Genomic DNA, 17,188 nt, shown 5'->3' with positions numbered 1-17,188 from the left:
TGTTCGCCCGCCTCGGCGACGACGTCGCCGAGGCGGGCGAACATCTCGTTGCCGGAGGCCGTGAGGATCACGCGGTGGAAGGCGATGTCGTGCACCAGGTACTCCTCCAGCCGGTGGCCGCGCGAGTTCGCCACCATGCCCAGGGCGCACTCGGTGAGTTCGGCGCACTGCTCGGGGGTGGCGTGCTGGGCGGCCAGGCCGGCCGCGACCGGCTCGACCGCGGAGCGCAGCACGGTCAGTGAGCGCAGCTGCCGGGGCCGGTCGGCGCCCGCCAGACGCCAGCGGATGACCTGCGGGTCGTAGACGTTCCACTCCGACTGGGGCAGCACGGTCACGCCGACCCGGCGGCGTGAGGCGACCAGGCGCATGGACTCCAGGACGCGGACCGCCTCGCGCATGACGGAGCGTGACACCTCGAAGCGCTGTGCCAGTTCGTCGGTTCTCAGCACGCTGCCCGGCGGGTACTCCCCCGCGGTGATGGCTGGGCCAAGGATGTCCAGTACATGGCCGTGCAGCCCCCGGCCCGGTGTGCTCATGCCCCACAGGGTACGGCGTGGATCAAGGGACTCAAAAGTCAGATTTATATGTCACAGACTCTTGAATTTGTCGTACCTATGGGTTTCAGTATGGCGGACGTCGGACGTCGACGTCGCTCGTCGAGGAAGACAGCGAGGCAGTGATGCGCACCCCCCACGTCGTTGTGGTGATGGGCGTGGCCGGCACGGGCAAGACCACGATCGGTCCGCTGCTGGCCGCCCGGCTCGGCGTCCCGTACGCCGAGGGCGACGACTTCCACCCCGAGGCCAACATCGCCAAGATGACGGCCGGGATCCCGCTCGAGGACGAGGACCGGTGGCCGTGGCTGGACGCCATCGGCGCCTGGGCACGCGGGCGGACGGGCCGGGGCGGGGTGGTGAGCAGCTCGGCGCTGAAGCGGTCGTACCGCGACCGGCTGAGGGCCGCGGCTCCCGGCATCGTGTTCGTCCACCTGACGGGCGACCGGGAACTCGTCGAGCGTCGCATGGCGAACCGCCGGGGTCACTTCATGCCGACGGCGTTGCTGGACTCCCAGTTCGCCACCCTGCAGCCGCTCCAGCCGGACGAGCCGGGCGTCGCGGTCGACATCTCCGGCACCCCCGAGGAGATCACCGCGCGTGCCCTGGCCGCGCTGGAGGACCTCGACTAGCACCACGCGGCCGGCCGAGGCGCGGCCGTTCCGGCGGTGACGTCTCTCCCCGCGGTCACCGACCGCGGTGCACCCCCACTCCCCCGACACCCCACCTCATCTGCAAGGGAACACCGTGACCAGACTCAGCGTCGAGATGCTGGCAGCGGACGCGCCCCCGCCGATCACCTCGGCCGGACACGCTCAGCTGGGCATCGCCGTCCTGGCGGGCATCGCCGTCATCGTCCTTCTCATCACCCGGTACAAGCTGCACGCCTTCCTGTCGTTGACCATCGGGTCGCTGGTGCTCGGCGCGCTCGCCGGGGCACCGCTCGACAAGGCCATCGGCAGCTTCACCGCCGGCCTGGGCTCGACCGTCGCCGGTGTGGGCGTGCTGATCGCCCTCGGCGCGATCCTCGGCAGGATGCTCGCCGACTCCGGCGGCGCCGACGAGATCGTCGACACGATCCTGGCCAAGGCCCGGGGCCGGACGATGCCGTGGGCGATGGTGCTGATCGCCTCCGTGATCGGTCTGCCGCTGTTCTTCGAGGTCGGCATCGTGCTGCTGATCCCGGTGGTGCTGATGGTGGCCAAGCGCGGCAACTACTCCCTGATGCGCATCGGCATCCCGGCGCTGGCCGGTCTGTCCGTGATGCACGGCCTGATCCCCCCGCACCCCGGTCCGCTGGTGGCGATCGACGCGGTCGGCGCCAACCTGGGCATCACGCTGGCGCTCGGCCTCCTGGTCGCCATTCCGACGGTGGTCGTCGCCGGTCCGCTGTTCTCCAGGTTCGCGGCCCGCTGGGTGGACGTCCCCGTCCCCGACCGGATGCTGCCCCAGCGTCCGTCGGAGGAGCTGGAGCGGCGTCCCGGCTTCGGCATCACCCTGGCCACGGTGCTGCTGCCGGTGGTCCTGATGCTGGCCAAGGCCCTGGTCGACATCGTCGTGGACGACCCCGGGAACATGACCCAGCGCGTCTTCGACATCGTCGGCTCCCCGATGATCGCGCTGCTGGCCGCCGTGCTCGCCGGCATCTTCACGCTGGGCCTGCCGGCCGGGTTCGGCAAGGAGCGGATCGCGCGGACCGTCGACACGAGCCTCATGCCCATCGCCGGCATCCTGCTGATCGTCGGCGCGGGCGGCGGCTTCAAGCAGACGCTGATCGACTGCGGGGTGGGTCAGATGATCCTGGACATATCCAAGGACTGGTCGATCCCGACCCTGCTGCTGGCCTGGCTGATCGCGGTGGCGATCCGGCTCGCGACCGGTTCGGCGACCGTGGCGACCATCTCGGCGGCCGGTCTGGTCGCCCCGCTCGCGGCCGACATGTCGACCACCCACACCGCCCTGCTGGTTCTGATCATCGGTGCCGGCTCGCTCTTCTTCAGCCATGTCAACGACGCCGGGTTCTGGCTGGTGAAGGAGTACTTCGGCATGAGCGTCGGGCAGACGGTCAAGAGCTGGTCGGTCATGGAGACGATCATCTCGGTGGTCGCCGGTGCCCTGGTCCTGCTGCTGTCCCTGGTGATCTAGGCGGTCCGAGGGCCCCGCACCGAGTACGGCGATCGCGGCCCACCCGCCCTTCCTCCGGGGCGGGTGGGCCGCACCGCGGGGACCGGCCGTCGTGCACACGGCGGCCGGTCCACGTGTCCCCACGAGCAGCGCGGCCGGTCGGCCACCTCGTGCGGTCCACCGGCCCCTCGTCCGTCCGGGCCCGGCCGGACGCGGCCGCCGGACACGGGCCTGCCGGACGGCCGCGCCGGTGGTGAGCGGGCTGATTGGATGGCCGTATGAGCGCTGCGGAGGAGATCCTCGACATCGTCGACGAGCACGACCGCGTCATCGGGCAGTTCCCGCGCGGGGAGGCGTACGCCAGGAAGCTGCGTCACCGCTGTGTCTTCGTGCAGGTGCGCAACGCCGAGGGACGGCTCTTCGTGCACCGGCGCACGCCCGCCAAACTGGTCTTCCCCTCGCTGTACGACATGTTCGTCGGCGGGGTCGTCGGGGCCGGCGAGACCTACGACGACGCGGCCCTGCGCGAGGCCGAGGAGGAGCTGGGGGTGACGGGACTGCCCCGCCCCGAGCACCTGTTCAAGTTCCTGTACGACGACGGCGCCGGCCACACCTGGTGGTCGGCGGTCTACCAGGTCCGCTGCGATCTGCCGGTGCGGCCGCAGGCCGAGGAGGTCGCCTGGTACGGCTTCCTGTCCGAGGGCGAGGTGGAGCGCCGTCTGCGGGAGTGGGAGTGGGTGCCGGACGGGCTGGCCGCCTACGAACGGCTGAAGGCGTACAGGTCCGCGCACTGAGCGGCCCTCGGGGTGCCGCCCCTCACCGGGCCTGGTCCCGGCGGGCGGTGCCGCGCGACCGCGCCGCCCCCCCGCCCCGCGGCACGAGCCGGACGGCAGCCCCTAGAGTCCCTCGCGTGATCGACTTCGTACGGAACGTCCGGTTGTGGTTCGCCCCCGAGGAGGTCCGCAAGGAGGGCAGCACCCCCGACTACCGCTTCTCCCTGGCGAACGAGCGCACCTTTCTCGCCTGGCTGCGCACCGCCCTCGCCCTGATCGCCGGCGGCTTCGCGGTGGACCAGTTCCTGCCCCGTCTGCCCCAGGGCTGGCGCATCGGGCTCGCCCTCGCCCTGCTGGGCGCGGGTGTGCTGTGCTCCCTGCGCGCGGTCGACCACTGGGTGCGCTGCGAGCGGGCCATGCGCCGCGGCGAGGACCTGCCCGCCTCGCGCTTCCCGGCCGTGCTGAGCCTGCTCGTCACGGCCGTGGCCGTCGTCATGGTCGTCGTCGTGTTCGCCGGATGGGCCGCATGAGCACGGGGACGCGGCCCCCGGACCCCGGCCGGGACCCCGGTCTGCAGCCGGAACGGACCCGGCTGGCCTGGCGGCGCACGACTCTGGCCTGCACCGTCGTCACCGCCCTCGCCGCACGGTCGGCCCTGCACGGCGGCCCGTCCGCCCCCGGTCTCGCCGTCACCGCCCTGTGCTGCGTCCTGTGGGCGGCCTTCCTCCTGCTCGCCCAGCTCCGCATCCGCGCCCTCGCCCGGCCGGGCCCCCCTCCGGCCCTCGCCGCCCGGCACGCCACGGCGGCGGTCCTGTGCACGGTCGCCGTGGCGGTCTGCGCGGCGGCGCTGGTCCTCTAGCCCCCGCACCCGTCCCCGTCGCCCGGTCCCTGTGGCGACGGTCACGTCCGACGGGCACACTGGACGGCATACCGACCGGTCGGCATCATGGTCGCGTCCCGCCCCCGTCCACAGGAGCGCCCATGAGCCCCGACCACCCGCCCGGACTCGACCTCGACCGGCTGCGCGGCCTGCTCGACCGGGAGCTGCCCGGCCTGGCCCAGGGCCCCCTGACCGCCCGGCTGATCGAGGGCGGCCGGTCGAACCTGACGTACGCGGTCTCGGACGGCACCTCGCGATGGGTCGTACGCCGTCCCCCGCTCGGCCACGTCCTGGCCACCGCCCACGACATGAGGCGCGAGCACCGGGTGATCAGCGCCCTGCACCCGACCGCCGTGCCGGTGCCGCGCCCGCTGCTGCTGTGCGAGGACGAGGAGGTGCTGGGCGCGCCGTTCTACGTCATGGAGTTCGTCGAGGGCACCCCGTACCGCACCGCGGAGCAGCTCGCCCCGCTGGGCGAGGAGCGCACCCGGAACGCCGTGCTGTCGCTGGTGGACACCCTCGTCGAGCTGCACGCGGTGGACCCCGCCGAGGTGGGCCTCGCCGGCTTCGGCCGGCCCGAGGGCTTCCTGGACCGGCAGCTGAGGCGCTGGAGCAAGCAGCTGGACGCCTCCCGCAGCCGCGACCTCCCCGGCATCGACGAGCTGCACGCGGCGCTCGGACGCACCCTGCCCGGCTCCCCCGCGCCGGCCGTGGTGCACGGCGACTACCGGCTCGACAACGTCCTGATCGGGGCCGACGACCGGATCACGGCGGTCCTCGACTGGGAGATGTCCACACTCGGCGACCCGCTGACCGACCTGGGCCTGCTGGCGATGTACAGCCGGCCGCCGGTCCTGCCGGACTCGCCCGTCTCCACCACCGCCCTGGCCCCCGGCCACCCCTCCCCCGCCGAGCTGATCGAGCGGTACGCCGCGCGGTCGGGGCGCGACGTGTCGGCCGTGTCCTGGTACACGGCGTTCGCCTGCTTCAAGCTGGCCGTGATCCTGGAGGGCATCCACTACCGGTACACGCTCGGCCGGACGGTCGGGCGCGGCTTCGACCGCATCGGCGACCTGGTCCCCGCCTTCATCGACCACGGACTGACCGCTCTTCGGGAGGGCTGAGCGACATGGACTTCGCGTTCGACGCGCGCACCGAGGAACTGCGCTCCCGGCTGCTGGCCTTCATGGACGAGTACGTCTACCCGGCCGAGGCGGTGGCCCGGGAGCAGCGGGCCGCGCTGCCCTCCCCCTGGGACACCCCGCCCGTGGTGGAGGAGCTGAAGGCCGAGGCGCGCCGGCAGGGTCTGTGGAACCTCTTCCTGCCGGACGCCGAGTACGGCGCCGGGCTGACCAACCTCCAGTACGCCCCGCTCGCCGAGATCACCGGCCGCTCCCCGCAGCTGGCGCCCCTCGCCACCAACTGCGCGGCACCGGACACGGGCAACATGGAGCTGCTCGCGCAGTTCGGCGACGCGTGGCAGAAGAAGCAGTGGCTCGAGCCCCTGCTCGCCGGTGAGATCCGTTCGGCGTTCGCGATGACCGAGCCGGAGGTGGCCTCCTCGGACGCCACCAACATCACCACGCGCATCGAGCGGGACGGCGACGAGTACGTCATCACCGGCCGCAAGTGGTACATCTCGGGCGCGATGCACCCGGACTGCGCGATCTTCATCGTGATGGGGAAGACGGACCCGGACGGGCCGGACCCCCACCGTCAGCAGTCCATGGTGCTCGTGCCGCGCGACACGCCCGGTGTCACCGTCGCACGGGCGATGCAGGTGTTCGGGTACGAGGACCACGCCCACGGCGGTCACGCCGAGGTGGTGTTCGACCACGCGCGCGTGCCGGTGTCCCATCTCGTCGGCGAGGAGGGCGGCGGGTTCGCCATCGCGCAGGCGCGCCTCGGTCCGGGCCGCATCCACCACTGCATGCGGCTGATCGGCATGGCCGAGCGGGCGATCGAGCTGATGTGCCGGCGGGCGGTGTCCCGTACGGCGTTCGGCAAGCCGCTGGCCCGGCAGGGTGTGGTGCAGAACTGGATCGCGGACGCACGGGTGACCGTCGAGCAGCTGCGGCTGCTGGTGCTGAAGACGGCGTGGCTGATGGACACCGTGGGCAACCGGGGCGCGCACACCGAGATCCAGGCCATCAAGATCGCCACGCCGCGGGCGGTGGTGGACATCATCGACCGGGCGATCCAGCTGTACGGCGCGGGAGGGGTCAGCCAGGACTACCCGCTGGCGGAGCTGTACGCGGCGGCGCGCACGCTGATGATCGCGGACGGTCCGGACGAGGTCCATCAGCGATCGCTGGCACGGCGGGAACTGAGGAAGTATCTGTGACGGGAGGGGACGGCCGGGGAAAGGTCCTCGCCCCGCCGTCCCCGCCCGTTTCGGGGACCGTGTCCCCGACGTCCCCGGGTCTCTGCGGCCCCGGTCCTCCTCGGCGCCGCGCGGACTTCCGCGGACCTCCGTCCCCGGCGTCCCCGGAACCGGACGGAAGCCGGACGGGCCGACGGCGCCGGCCCCTACGGGCGCAGCGCGCGCATCAGCAGGTCCGCCATGTGGTCGGCGACCTCCCGGGGGCTCAGCGGGCCGTCCGGGCGGTACCAGGTCGCCAGGTGGTGGACCGAGCCGAAGTGGTAGTCGACCACCAGGTCGGCCGGGGTCGCCGTGGAGAAGACGCCCGTCCGCTGGCCCTCCTCGACGAGCGCGCGGAAGCGTTCGTGGTAGCGCCGGCGCTCGGCGCGCACCTGCCGGTTCTTCTCCGGGCTCAGATGGTGCATCGAGCGGAAGAAGATCATCGCGTCGTCGAGGTTCTCGATGGTGGTCACCACCACGTCCGCCGCCGCGTCCCGCAGCCGTTTCTCGACTGGCTCGTCGGCGTCCGCGAAGGCGTCCAGGCGCTCCTGCTGCAGGCGCAGCACCCGCGCGTACACCTCGTGCAGCAGGTCCTCCTTGGAGCCGAAGTAGTGGTAGAGCGCCCCCTTGGTGACACCGGCCGCCTCGACGATCTCCTGCACCGAGGTGCGGTCGTAGCCCTGTTCGGCGAAGAGCCGGGTGGCGGCGGCCAGGAGCCGCTGCGGCACCGGAGTGTCATCCGAGTCCGTCGTCCTGGGCACCTGCCGCCACCCGCCTTTCGTGGTCCTGCTCGCTGCCGTGCTCCCGGGAAGGAAACTCCCGACGGAGGATCTTCCCACTTGCCGCCCCCGGCGCGTCCGGCAGGCTCGCGGCCCGCCGCGGATGCGCACGGGCGGCCGGTCTCCTCCCGCGGCGTGCGGCAGGTGCGGCCGGGACCGTCCCGGCGGTGGCGCGGGGGCGGGAGGCGGTCACCGGGTCTCCTCCCAGGTGCGCTGGAGACGGTTCATGCCCGTCAGCCAGCGGTCGGGGTCGGCGGCCCGGGCCCGGTGGAAACCGGCGACCTCGGGGTGCGGCAGGATCAGGAAGCGGTCCTCCTCCATCCCCTTGAACAGGGCGTCGGCCACGTCCTCGGGCTCGATCGCGGTCGGCCGGAGCACCAGGTCGCCCGCGCTGCCGGCGTCCTCCAGCATGGCGGTGCGCACCCCCTGCGGGCAGATCGCGTGCACCTTGATCCCGCGGTGACGGTAGGTCAGCGACAGCCACTCGGCGAAGGCGAGGGCACCGTGCTTGGTGACGGTGTACGGGGCGGCGCCGATCATGGTGAGCAGCCCGGCCGCGGAGACGGTGGAGACGAACCGGCCGCTGCCGCGTTCCAGCCAGGCGGGGAGCAGCGCCCTGGCGGCGCGGACGTGGGCCATGACATGGACGTCCCAGGCACGCGCCCAGACCTCCTCGTCGGCCGCCTCCGAACCGGCGGACGGCAGACCCGCGTTGGCGCAGTAGACGTCGACCGTGCCGCCGAGCGCGTCACGGGCCCCGGCCACGATCGCGGAGGCGTCGCCGGGCACCGCGATGCCGCCGATCTCCCGGGCCACGGCCTCCGCCCTGGAGGCGTCGAGGTCGTTGACCACGACCCGTGCCCCCTCGGCGGCGAACCGGCGGGCCAGCGCGGCGCCGATGCCCCCGCCGGCGCCGGTGACGACCACTCCCGCATCCCGCACGGCTTCCATCATCGGTCTCCTTCCGCATGGCTGCGACACGGGCTCCCCGCGGCTCCGCGCCAGACTAACCGGTCGGTATGTGCCGGGGAAGGGGCGGGCGCAGCACCGTGGGAGGGGACCGCGGCACCGCGGGGCACGCGGTTCGCACCGTCCACGCACCGTCCACTCCCTGGAGGTCATCCATGCGCATGTCCAGACGAGGTGTGCTCGCGGCGGCCACGGCGGCCGTCGCGGCGTCCGCACCGGCGGCGTCCGCGGCCGGGCACCACGGGCGCGAGCGGTTACGGACCGGCTTCGAGCGTCTGGCCGCCGGCGGCTACGCGCCGCTGCGCGGGCAGCGGGTCGGGATCGTCACCAATCCGACCGGCGTCACCCGGGAGGTACGGCATGTCGTGGACGTCATGCACGCCGATCCCCGGGTGGAGCTGGTCGCCGTCTTCGGCCCCGAGCACGGCTTCCGGGGCACCGCGCAGGCGGGCGGCTCCGAGGGGCGTCACGACGACCCGGCCACCGGGCTTCCGGTGTACGACACCTATCTCAAGAGCGGGCAGTCCCTGGCCGACGTCTTCACCGCCTCCGGCGTGGACACGGTCGTCTTCGACATCCAGGACGTGGGGGCCCGCTTCTACACGTACATCTGGACGCTGTACGACTGCATGGAGGCCGCCGTCCTGGCCGGCAAGCGGTTCGTGGTGCTGGACCGGCCGAACCCGGTGACCGGGCGCGAGGCCCTGGGGCCGGTGCTGCACCGGGAGTTCGCGAGCTTCGTCGGACGGCAGCCGATCGCGCAGGCGCACGGCATGACGGTCGCCGAGCTGGCGCGCCTGTTCAACGGGGAGTTCCTGCCCGCACCGGTGCCGCTGGAGACCGTGCCGATGACCGGCTGGAGGCGGTCGTGGTTCCACGACGCCACCGGGCTTCCCTGGGTGCCGCCGAGCCCGAACATGCCGACCCCCGACACCGCCCTGGTGTACGCGGGGACGTGTCTGTTCGAGGGCACGAACCTGTCCGAGGGCCGCGGCACCACCCGTCCCTTCGAGCTGCTCGGCGCGGAGGGGATCGACGGGCGCTGGGCCGCCGCGGCGAACGCCCTGCGCCTGCCGGGCGTGCACTTCAGGGAGGCGTACTTCACGCCCGCCTTCTCCAAGTTCCAGGGCACGACGGTCGGCGGGGTGCAGATCCATGTGCACGACCGGACCGTCTACGACCCCGTGCGGACCGGGATCGCGCTGCTGGTGACCGCCAAGCGGGTCTGGAGCGGCTTCGCCTGGCGCCCGGACCACTGGATCGACAAGCTCACCGGCTCCGCCCGGGTGCGCACGATGATCGACGCCGGGGCGACCGCCGACGAGGTGGTGGCCGGCTGGCGGCAGGAGCTGGCCGCGTTCCGGAAGGTGCGGAAGGAGTACCTCCTTTACGACTGAGGTGCCCGAGGTGCCTGAAACGACTGAAGCGCCCGAGCCGCCCGGTCGCCCGGGTGACTCCCCGAGCTGGCCGCGCCGTGCCGGGGCCGGCTCCCCTCCGGGCCGGCCCCGGCAGCCGGCGGGCCGTGTCCGCGGACACGGCCCGCCGCCCCCGGTCTACCGGTGGCCGGTGAACTCCACGACCTGCTGGAAGGTGGGCCGGTTCTGCCAGCTGATCCTGGCGTGCTTGATGCCGCCCAGGGGCCTTTGGACGATCGAGTCGGCGCACCACTGGTCGCCCGCCGCGCACTGGTCGTCCCCGGGGTAGACCTGGGCCGCAGGCGTTCCGGCGGCCTGTTTCAGGGTGCCGATCAGCACGTCCCGGCAGGCGGCGAGATCGCCGTTCCCGCAGAACTTCCGTGCGAGCGGCCCCCGCACGGGCTTGCCGAGCACCGCCCGGATGTCCTTGTCGACGTAGCTCCACCAGCCGAACTGGAAGGAGCTTCCGGCGTGCGCGCCGGTCGGGCCGTGTGCGGCCGACGGCGACTCGTCGATCGGCAGGTTGACGGTGAAGGCGGTGTAGAGGTCGCTGCCGAGGCCCGGTTCGAACTGGGCCCTCACCAGCAGCGGCCACCAGGCGTCCAGGATCCGGATGGCGTCGGCGTGCGCGTATCTCCTGCTCCCGGCCGAGGTCTCGGTGCGCCGGGCGCCCGCGGCCAGCCAGTCCTGCAGCTTGCTCACGGCCGCCGAGGCCGTGGGGTCGGTGACCGGCGCACTGTTGATCACCTCGAGCAGGCCGGGCAGGACGTCCTCTCCCCGCAGGTCGGTCAGGGCCGCGTCCGCCATCGCCCGCACCAGCGCGGCACGGGTGACCCCGCCGGCCTCGACCAGTTTCCTCACCCGGTCCTCGAGCAGGTCGCCGCGGTGCACCGAGCCCTCGCCCCAGGCGGCGGAGCTGTAGTCCAGGGCCAGCTTGTTGTTCCAGGAGATGTAGTAGTCCTGGTCGATCGAGTTCGGGTGGGCGGAGGGCGGGGTGTGGTCGGCGCCGTTGGTGGCCGGGTCCCAGTTGCGCCACTCGTACGCCGGCCGGGCCCACACCGGGAAGTCGGGGTCCACGCCGCTCGCCCGCACCGGGTTGTCGCCGCTGTTGTAGTACGCGGTGTGCTCGGAGTCGGCGTAGAACCAGTTGAACGTGTAGTTGATGTGCTGCACGGCCTTCTGGAAGTCCTCCGGGCCCTTGACGAAGCCGGGGTCGTTGAGCATCTGGAAGCCGACGATCGAGTCGGCCTCGCGCAGGAAGGAGGAGCGCAGGGTGGTGTAGGCGACCTTCTTCCCGCCGACGGTGGCGCGGTGGGTGACGGGGCCGTACTTGGTGCGCCACACCCGCATGGTGTAGGAGCCGGCCGGGGTGGAGTCGGCGACGGTGGGCTTCCAGGAGTTGGTCCGCTCGACCTTCTCCATGGGCGTGCAGGTGCCGCGGTACAGGTAGTGGTGGTCGTCCTGGCACAGTTCGACGGCGTAGGTGTCGATGATGTCCTGGCCGGAGGTCGTGGCGCTCCACGCGTAGTCCTGGCCGCGGCCGAGGGCGACGTACATGCTCAGACCGGCGAAGGCGGCGCCGCGGGCGCTGATGCCCGGGCCCTGGATCTCCTGGAGCATCAGCAGCTGGGGGGCGAAGTAGCCGGTCTGCGGGCCGAAGACGGCGATCGGGTGGCCGCTCGCGGTGTGCCTGCCGCTGACGACGAGGGCGTTGGACATGCCGCGCCGGGCGGAGGAGAGGGCGTTCCTCGCGGCCGCGTCGGAGGCGCGCTTCGCGGCGGCGGTCGCCGCGCTGCCGGTGCGCTGGTGGATCAGCGGCTCCCGGACCACGGAGCCGGCGTCGGGCAGGGCCGCGCCCCGGGGATCGTCGGGCCTGCCGGCGTACGGGTAGCGCTTGCCGTCGTGCACGGTGAGGACGGCCTCGGGGTCGTTGCGCTGACGGAAGGACTCCCAGATCCGGGTGCCCTCCTCGAGGCCGTACTTCGACTGGGCGGCCAGCAGGGACAGCGCGTTGTCGACCTCCCCGCCCCCGCCGGAGCCGAACAGGGCGCCGATCACGGAGCCCAGTGCGACCAGGTCGGTGATCTTGAAGTGTTCGATGGTGCCGGCGTTGGTGATCGCGTCCTTGTGGCCGGTCAGGACGTATTCGCCGGGGAAGTAGCGGCCGGAGTCGGAGGCGTCGATGTAGGCGTTGATGCCGTCGATGTAGGCCTGGGCGTCGGCGAGGGCCTGCTGTCCGCGGGCGCCGTGGCGGGCCGCCGCGCCCTCGATCTGCGCCTGGAGCTCGGCCTCGGTGTAGGGCGCGTTGCGCCAGAACTCCTGCTCCAGCTGCTGGTTGGCGGGTGCGCCGCCGGCGAAGGGGGTCAGCTGTCCGCGGCCGACGCGCCGGAATAAGTCCATGACCCACAGCCGGTCCTCGGCGGCGGCGTACCCCGCGCCGAACTCGGTGCCGTAGCGGGTGGTGCCCGTGATGTGCGGCACTCCGGTCCTCTTGTCGCGGACGATGGTCACATCGCTGCGGCCCGCGGGTCTGACGGTGGAGGCGACCTGGTCGGGCGGGACGCCGAACGAGGCGTCGTTGAAGAAGGAGTTGATCTTGTCGTCGGTGAGCGCCGGGTAGCCCTTGGCCAGGTCGGCGTACGGGCCGAGCTGGTCCCCGGCGTGGCCGGGCAGGATGCCGAAGGCCTGGTTGAGGAGGATCTGGGCGAGGGTGGCGCTGCCGTTCTCGCCGGGCGGCAGGATGTCGGAGCACCGGCCGCCGCAGTAGTCGTTCGCGGCCGCCGCTCCGCCGACGGCTCCCGTGGTCGCCTCGCCGGCCGCTTCCGCGGCCGTCCCGGCTGCCGCCGCCGGGGAGAGCGGAGACAAAAGACCGGTCACGAGGACGCATACGGAGGCGGCCTTCAGGAACCCGTGGAATCTGCGGGGAGCTCTCGGTCTGTCGAGCGCGCTGTGTGGGGTGCGCCGTGGCATGGCGGCTCCTCCCGACAGGGTGAGGGCAGGACGTTACCGTCGGTATCCCCGGGCTGGAAAATGAACATGCGTCACTTTTTGGAAGCACTTCGTGAAGGTCAACCAGGGCGGCGTTATGGCGGACATCGGAAAACCGATGGAGCCGGATCGGGTGCCGGCACGTCTCTACGGCGGTGCCGGTGCGGTACGTCCGCGCGACGGTTTCGGCCGCCGCCCCGGTGCGGGGGACGCCGTACGGCGCCGCGGTGACCGCAGCACGCAGGTGCGGATGTGACGGAGGTGCGGAGATGGCCGGTTTCCGGAGTCTGGCGAGACAGGTGAGGGACCCGCGGTGCGACCTGGCGCTGCGGCGCTACTCGCTGCGCAAGTGTCTGGAGCGGTTCGCGCCGTACGGACACAGGGCGACCTGGGACCATCTGTGCTCCAGGGCGGGGTTCGACCCCGAGGACAGGTCCCCCGATCCGGCGCGGCTCGTGGCCGCACTGGAGGAGCTGGAGGAGGCGCGTGCGGTGTGGCTCGCCTACGAGGTGGAGTTCGCCAGGCGCCGCAAGAAGGAGAAGCACGAGGGGCTGCGCAGGCCCGGCAGCGTGGACGACTGGCACCGGATGACCTGGGGCGGTTTCGGGGTGGCCTGGTGCGACGACCCACGGGTGCACCCGCACGAGCCGCTGGCCGAGGTGCTGCGCCGGCTGATCGCCGCGCTGGAGCGCGAACCGGGCACGGCGTGCCCGGTGTGCGGCGGGGAGCGGCTGGTCTGGACGTACGACCTGGACCACGAGCCGTCGTCCGGCCCCGTCTGCACACGGTGCGGAATCCTGGTGCCGCGTCCGGTCCTCACCCCCGAGGCCCTGGAGCACGCCCGGCGGGGGGAGCTGCTGGTGTCCGCCTGAGCACGCCGGGGTGCGCCGGTCCTGCCGCACGGCCGCCGGTGCGGCCGTGATGCCCGCCCGGCGGCCGGGGGACCGCCGGTGCGGCAGGACGGGAACAGCGCGGGAGCGGGCCGGCACGCCCGCGGGCCGGCCGGGACGCCGGATCCGGGCGGCCGGATCCGGCGTGCCCGCAGTCACGCGGACGTGTCCCCGCTCCCGCGCTCCACCATCAGACGCGAGCCCGTCAGACGTTCGCCGAAGACGTCGTCCGGGTTGGACAGGACGCAGGTGTCCAGGGACAGACAGCCGCAGCCGATGCAGTCGGTGAGATGGTCGCGGAGGCGGCTGAGCTGCTTGATGCGCTCGTCCAGCTCGGAGCGCCAGGCCGCGGAGAGGCGGGCCCAGTCCTCCCGGGTGGGAGTGCGTTCCTCGGGCAGCCGGGCGAGCGCCTCGCGGATCGTGGCGAGCGGGATGCCGACGCGCTGCGCGGCCCGGACGAAGGCGACCCGGCGCAGGGTGTCACGGGAGTAACGGCGCTGATTGCCCGCCGTGCGACGGCTCTTGATCAGCCCCTTGGACTCGTAGAAGCGCAGGGCGGAGACCGTGGCGCCGCTGCGTGCGGCCACCTGGCCGACGGTCAGTTCGTGGATCTTCTCGGGGATCTGGGGCACTCGTGAGAGCCTACCCACCGCGCCCCCCGTCCGGTCCATTGACAGGGGCCTCCCACCCGACCATGCTAAGCAGTCGCTTAGAGATGATGTGCGATGCGGAGGCCGGGCACATGGCAGAGCCGAGGATCTTCACGTCCGTCGAGGACCTGAAGGCGGCGGTGGGCGAACAGCTGGGTTACACCGACTGGCTGGAGATCGACCAGAAGCGGATCGACCTGTTCGCGGAGGCGACCGGCGACCACCAGTGGATCCATGTGGACCCGGAGAAGGCCGCCGCGGGCCCCTTCGGCACCACCATCGCCCACGGCTATCTCACCCTGTCGCTGCTCCCGCTGTTCGGGCCGCAGCTGATCAAGGTCGAGGGTGTGCGGATGGGCGTCAACTACGGCACCAACAAGGTCCGCTTCCCCGCCCCCGTGCCGGTCGGCTCGCGGCTGCGCAGCACCGCCGTGATCACCGGCGTGGAGGAGGTGCCGGGCGGGGTGCAGGTGACCGTCGCCTTCACCGTGGAGCGCGAGGGCGGCGACAAGCCGGTGTGCGTGGCGGAGTCGGTGGTCCGGTACTACCTGTAGTCACCGTTGGTCGACGGTCCGGTACTACCTGTAGTCACCGCCGGTCGCTGCCCGCGGTCCGGCCGCAGCCCACGGGATCCGGGCCCCCGCGGGGACAGCGGACCCCGGGTCGGCCACGGAACGGTCCGGGCCGTCCGCAGGGATCATCGTCCACGGGGACCGGGACCGTCCACGGGGATCCGGCCCTGCCCCTCGGCCTTCCCGACCCCGTGCCCGGCCTTCTTGGCCCCGACCATCCGCAGCACCAGGTCGGCGTAGAGCTCGCCGATCTCCTCCGGGGTGCGGGGACCGTCGACGTTGAACCAGCGGGCGACGTCGATGCACAGGGACAGCACGGCCAGCGTGGTGCCCTGGACGTCCAGGACGTCGAACTCGCCCGAGGCCGCCCCCTCCTCGATGATCCCGCGGACCTCGGCGTCGACCTGGCGGCGCAGCGCGAGGATCTCCGCGCGGGCGTCCGGCCCGAGGGAGTCCAGCTCGTACTGGACGACCCGCGCGGTGGTGCGCCCCCTGGCGTGCCAGCGGACGAAGGAGCTCACGGCGTCGGCGAGCCGCTCGGTCGCGCTGCCCTCGCGCCGGGCGGCCGTGCGCAGGATCTCCAGTGCCTTCTCGTGGCCGATCCGGCTGATGCGGTGGAGCAGCTCTTCCTTGGTCTTGTAGTGGATGTAGAGCGCGGCCGGGCTCATTCCGGCCCGGCTCGCGATGTCGCGCGTCGTCGTCGCGTGGTAGCCCCGCTCGGCGAAGGCCTCCACGGCGGCCAGCAGCAGCCGCCGGGCCGCGTCCGGGGTGACCTCGGCCCACGACTGCAGGTCGCTGTCGGCCCTCTCCTCCGCCGTACTCATCGCTTGCTTGCCCCTCTCTGCCTCAAGGGGTCCACCATACCGCCGAGGATGAGCGGGCGCTTAGCGTCCCCGGGACGGTGGAGTGACGCAACCGGATCACGGTTTCTCGAACGGGTCGTGCGCGGCGAGGAGTTCTTCCGGACGGGCCTGGTCGGCCCGGTTGGCGAGCCGTCCGGCCTCCTGGCGGTCCCTGATGACCTTGGCGAGGGTGAGGGCGGAGGTGACCGGATACAGGACGGCGACGGCCAGGAGGGCCCGCACCCCGGCGTCCAGTCGGACGGTGCCGATGGCGGTGGCCGCCAGGGAGACCGCGAAGGAGACGACGGCCTGAGCGTGGAAGGCAGCCGTGCTCTGCTGCTTGATCGGTGTGCCGCTCATGCCGGCAGGCATCGGCGGGTGTGGCCGGGGCCGCATCCGCCGGGATGCCCGGTTCCCGTGCTCGGCAGCCCCCCGGGGACCCGGTCCCCGGGGGCCGGGCGGCAGGGCAGGACGAGCAGCAGCACGGCCGGACGACGCGGACCGCGGGGCGCACTTCGGCGACGGCCGAAGCACGGGTGCCCCATCCTGGAGCACGTGACTGCCAAGGACGCCCGGGCACGGGCCCTCGCCGCGCTCGCCGGGCTGCTCGCCGACGAGACCCGCGCCGCGTGTCTGCTGGCGCTGCTCGACCAACGGGCGTGGACGGCCGGGGAGCTGGCCCGGCACGCGGGGGTCGCCGCCTCCACGCTCAGCGAGCATCTGGACAAGCTCGTCGCCGGCGGGCTGCTGGCCGAGGAGCGGCAGGGGCGGCACCGCTATGTACGTCTGGCCGGTGCGGAGGTCGCCCAGCTGGTGGAGGACCTGGCCGCCCGGATCGCCCCGGAGGCCGTGCACCGGCCGCGCACGCTGCGGGAGGCCGGCGCCGCGTCGGCGATGGCCCGCGGCCGCACCTGCTACGACCATCTCGCGGGACGGCTGGGCATCGTGGTGACGGACGCGCTGGCCGCGCGGGGGCTGCTGCGGCAGGACACCGGTTTCGCGCTCACGGACGCGGGGCTGGCCTGGTTCGACGCCCTGGGCATCGGACTGGACCGCAGAAGCCGGCGTCCGCTGGCCCGGGCCTGCCTGGACTGGACGGAGCGGCGCCCTCATCTCGCGGGGGCCGCCGGTGCGGCCCTGTGCCGGCACGCCTTCGACGCGGGCTGGTGCGTACGCATCGGCTCCGGGCGCGCGGTGAGGGTCACGGCGGCGGGCGAGCGGGCCCTGGCGGAGCTGCTGGGGATCGAGGCGGCGGCACTGCGCTGAGTTCCCGCACGCGGTCCCGAGGCCGGGAAGCCGGCGGCCGTCCGGCGGACTCTTCTCGCCACGGGCGCTTTCCCCGCCGTGGACCGGGCGCCCGGTCCACGGCGGCGGTCAGCGGACCACCGGG

General features: G+C 72.9%; 18 protein-coding genes. 11 read left to right on the top strand and 7 right to left on the bottom strand.

From position 1 onward, the window contains the following. A partial coding sequence (locus tag CCN35_RS11290; protein WP_086792457.1) for a FadR/GntR family transcriptional regulator occupies window positions 1-536 on the bottom strand: 536 nt, incomplete at its 3' end. 143 nt (window positions 537-679) lie between these two features. Between CCN35_RS11290 and CCN35_RS11285 the strand changes: the two genes are divergently transcribed. The 7 genes from CCN35_RS11285 to CCN35_RS11255 all read left to right on the top strand — a co-directional run bounded on the left by CCN35_RS11285 (window position 680) and on the right by CCN35_RS11255 (window position 6,675). Beyond that, window positions 680-1,186: a gluconokinase gene (locus CCN35_RS11285; RefSeq protein WP_067394794.1), complete on the top strand. Its 507-nt coding sequence runs from the start codon at window positions 680-682 to the stop codon at window positions 1,184-1,186. A gap of 115 nt (window positions 1,187-1,301) precedes the next feature. Further along, window positions 1,302-2,699 (top strand): GntP family permease, encoded by a 1,398-nt coding sequence (locus CCN35_RS11280; RefSeq protein WP_086792453.1) that lies wholly within the window; start codon window positions 1,302-1,304, stop codon window positions 2,697-2,699. Between the two features lie 257 nt (window positions 2,700-2,956). Next, window positions 2,957-3,472, top strand: a complete 516-nt coding sequence (locus CCN35_RS11275; protein ID WP_067394788.1) for an NUDIX hydrolase — start codon at window positions 2,957-2,959, stop codon at window positions 3,470-3,472. A gap of 116 nt (window positions 3,473-3,588) precedes the next feature. After that, window positions 3,589-3,981, top strand: a complete 393-nt coding sequence (locus CCN35_RS11270; RefSeq protein WP_067394785.1) for a YidH family protein — start codon at window positions 3,589-3,591, stop codon at window positions 3,979-3,981. Next, a complete protein-coding gene (locus tag CCN35_RS11265) occupies window positions 3,978-4,310 on the top strand; it encodes a DUF202 domain-containing protein (RefSeq protein ID WP_067394783.1) in 333 nt (110 codons plus the stop codon). The genes CCN35_RS11270 and CCN35_RS11265 overlap by 4 nt, the downstream gene beginning before the upstream one ends. A 122-nt stretch (window positions 4,311-4,432) precedes the next feature. Further along, window positions 4,433-5,455 (top strand): phosphotransferase family protein, encoded by a 1,023-nt coding sequence (locus CCN35_RS11260; RefSeq protein ID WP_067394780.1) that lies wholly within the window; start codon window positions 4,433-4,435, stop codon window positions 5,453-5,455. Between the two features lie 5 nt (window positions 5,456-5,460). After that, complete coding sequence (locus CCN35_RS11255) at window positions 5,461-6,675, top strand: acyl-CoA dehydrogenase family protein (protein WP_067394777.1); 1,215 nt, start codon at window positions 5,461-5,463, stop codon at window positions 6,673-6,675. 185 nt (window positions 6,676-6,860) lie between these two features. Here the strand turns inward: CCN35_RS11255 and CCN35_RS11250 are convergent, their stop codons facing one another. Next, a complete protein-coding gene (locus tag CCN35_RS11250; protein ID WP_067394774.1) occupies window positions 6,861-7,454 on the bottom strand; it encodes a TetR/AcrR family transcriptional regulator in 594 nt (197 codons plus the stop codon). Window positions 7,455-7,661: 207 nt separating this feature from the next. Continuing rightward, on the bottom strand, window positions 7,662-8,426 hold the full coding sequence (locus CCN35_RS11245; RefSeq protein WP_067394771.1) for an SDR family oxidoreductase: 765 nt from the start codon (window positions 8,424-8,426) through the stop codon (window positions 7,662-7,664). 170 nt (window positions 8,427-8,596) lie between these two features. Here CCN35_RS11245 and CCN35_RS11240 point away from each other — a divergent pair, with 170 nt between their 5' ends. Next, a complete protein-coding gene (locus CCN35_RS11240; RefSeq protein WP_067394768.1) occupies window positions 8,597-9,838 on the top strand; it encodes an exo-beta-N-acetylmuramidase NamZ family protein in 1,242 nt (413 codons plus the stop codon). 156 nt (window positions 9,839-9,994) lie between these two features. Here the strand turns inward: CCN35_RS11240 and CCN35_RS11235 are convergent, their stop codons facing one another. After that, window positions 9,995-12,826, bottom strand: a complete 2,832-nt coding sequence (locus tag CCN35_RS11235) for a penicillin acylase family protein (RefSeq protein WP_067394765.1) — start codon at window positions 12,824-12,826, stop codon at window positions 9,995-9,997. Window positions 12,827-13,113: 287 nt separating this feature from the next. On the opposite strand from CCN35_RS11235, the gene CCN35_RS11225 reads away from it, so the two are divergent. Then, entirely contained in the window at window positions 13,114-13,716 is a 603-nt protein-coding gene (locus CCN35_RS11225; protein ID WP_067394759.1) for a hypothetical protein, read from the top strand. A gap of 173 nt (window positions 13,717-13,889) precedes the next feature. Here the strand turns inward: CCN35_RS11225 and soxR are convergent, their stop codons facing one another. Beyond that, window positions 13,890-14,366: a redox-sensitive transcriptional activator SoxR gene (gene soxR / locus CCN35_RS11220; RefSeq protein ID WP_086792451.1), complete on the bottom strand. Its 477-nt coding sequence runs from the start codon at window positions 14,364-14,366 to the stop codon at window positions 13,890-13,892. A gap of 110 nt (window positions 14,367-14,476) precedes the next feature. Between soxR and CCN35_RS11215 the strand changes: the two genes are divergently transcribed. Beyond that, on the top strand, window positions 14,477-14,938 hold the full coding sequence (locus tag CCN35_RS11215) for a MaoC family dehydratase (protein WP_067394752.1): 462 nt from the start codon (window positions 14,477-14,479) through the stop codon (window positions 14,936-14,938). Between the two features lie 143 nt (window positions 14,939-15,081). Here CCN35_RS11215 and CCN35_RS11210 read toward each other — a convergent pair whose 3' ends face one another. Both CCN35_RS11210 and CCN35_RS11205 read right to left on the bottom strand, forming a co-directional pair. Further along, on the bottom strand, window positions 15,082-15,780 hold the full coding sequence (locus CCN35_RS11210; protein ID WP_236560623.1) for a TetR/AcrR family transcriptional regulator: 699 nt from the start codon (window positions 15,778-15,780) through the stop codon (window positions 15,082-15,084). 96 nt (window positions 15,781-15,876) lie between these two features. Beyond that, window positions 15,877-16,158 (bottom strand): YiaA/YiaB family inner membrane protein, encoded by a 282-nt coding sequence (locus CCN35_RS11205; protein ID WP_086792449.1) that lies wholly within the window; start codon window positions 16,156-16,158, stop codon window positions 15,877-15,879. 195 nt (window positions 16,159-16,353) lie between these two features. Here CCN35_RS11205 and CCN35_RS11200 point away from each other — a divergent pair, with 195 nt between their 5' ends. Further along, window positions 16,354-17,064 (top strand): ArsR/SmtB family transcription factor, encoded by a 711-nt coding sequence (locus CCN35_RS11200; RefSeq protein WP_086792447.1) that lies wholly within the window; start codon window positions 16,354-16,356, stop codon window positions 17,062-17,064. Window positions 17,065-17,188 lie beyond the last annotated feature (124 nt).

Origin of the sequence: Streptomyces thermovulgaris (genome assembly GCF_002155915.1) — a bacterium.
Classification (GTDB): Bacteria; Actinomycetota; Actinomycetes; order Streptomycetales; family Streptomycetaceae; genus Streptomyces; species Streptomyces thermovulgaris.
The sequence above is the reverse complement of the archived record's forward strand: the minus strand, read 5'-3'. Positions and strand labels throughout refer to the sequence as shown.

Coding starts and splice junctions, on each gene's coding strand:
- CCN35_RS11285 (WP_067394794.1), top strand. CDS start 680: ATGCGCACCCCCCACGTCGTTGTGGTGATGGGCGTGGCCGGCACGGGC.
- CCN35_RS11275 (WP_067394788.1), top strand. CDS start 2,957: ATGAGCGCTGCGGAGGAGATCCTCGACATCGTCGACGAGCACGACCGC.
- CCN35_RS11265 (WP_067394783.1), top strand. CDS start 3,978: ATGAGCACGGGGACGCGGCCCCCGGACCCCGGCCGGGACCCCGGTCTG.
- CCN35_RS11260 (WP_067394780.1), top strand. CDS start 4,433: ATGAGCCCCGACCACCCGCCCGGACTCGACCTCGACCGGCTGCGCGGC.
- CCN35_RS11255 (WP_067394777.1), top strand. CDS start 5,461: ATGGACTTCGCGTTCGACGCGCGCACCGAGGAACTGCGCTCCCGGCTG.
- CCN35_RS11245 (WP_067394771.1), bottom strand. CDS start 8,426: ATGATGGAAGCCGTGCGGGATGCGGGAGTGGTCGTCACCGGCGCCGGC.
- CCN35_RS11240 (WP_067394768.1), top strand. CDS start 8,597: ATGCGCATGTCCAGACGAGGTGTGCTCGCGGCGGCCACGGCGGCCGTC.
- CCN35_RS11235 (WP_067394765.1), bottom strand. CDS start 12,826: ATGCCACGGCGCACCCCACACAGCGCGCTCGACAGACCGAGAGCTCCC.
- CCN35_RS11225 (WP_067394759.1), top strand. CDS start 13,114: ATGGCCGGTTTCCGGAGTCTGGCGAGACAGGTGAGGGACCCGCGGTGC.
- CCN35_RS11215 (WP_067394752.1), top strand. CDS start 14,477: ATGGCAGAGCCGAGGATCTTCACGTCCGTCGAGGACCTGAAGGCGGCG.
- CCN35_RS11210 (WP_236560623.1), bottom strand. CDS start 15,780: ATGAGTACGGCGGAGGAGAGGGCCGACAGCGACCTGCAGTCGTGGGCC.
- CCN35_RS11205 (WP_086792449.1), bottom strand. CDS start 16,158: ATGAGCGGCACACCGATCAAGCAGCAGAGCACGGCTGCCTTCCACGCT.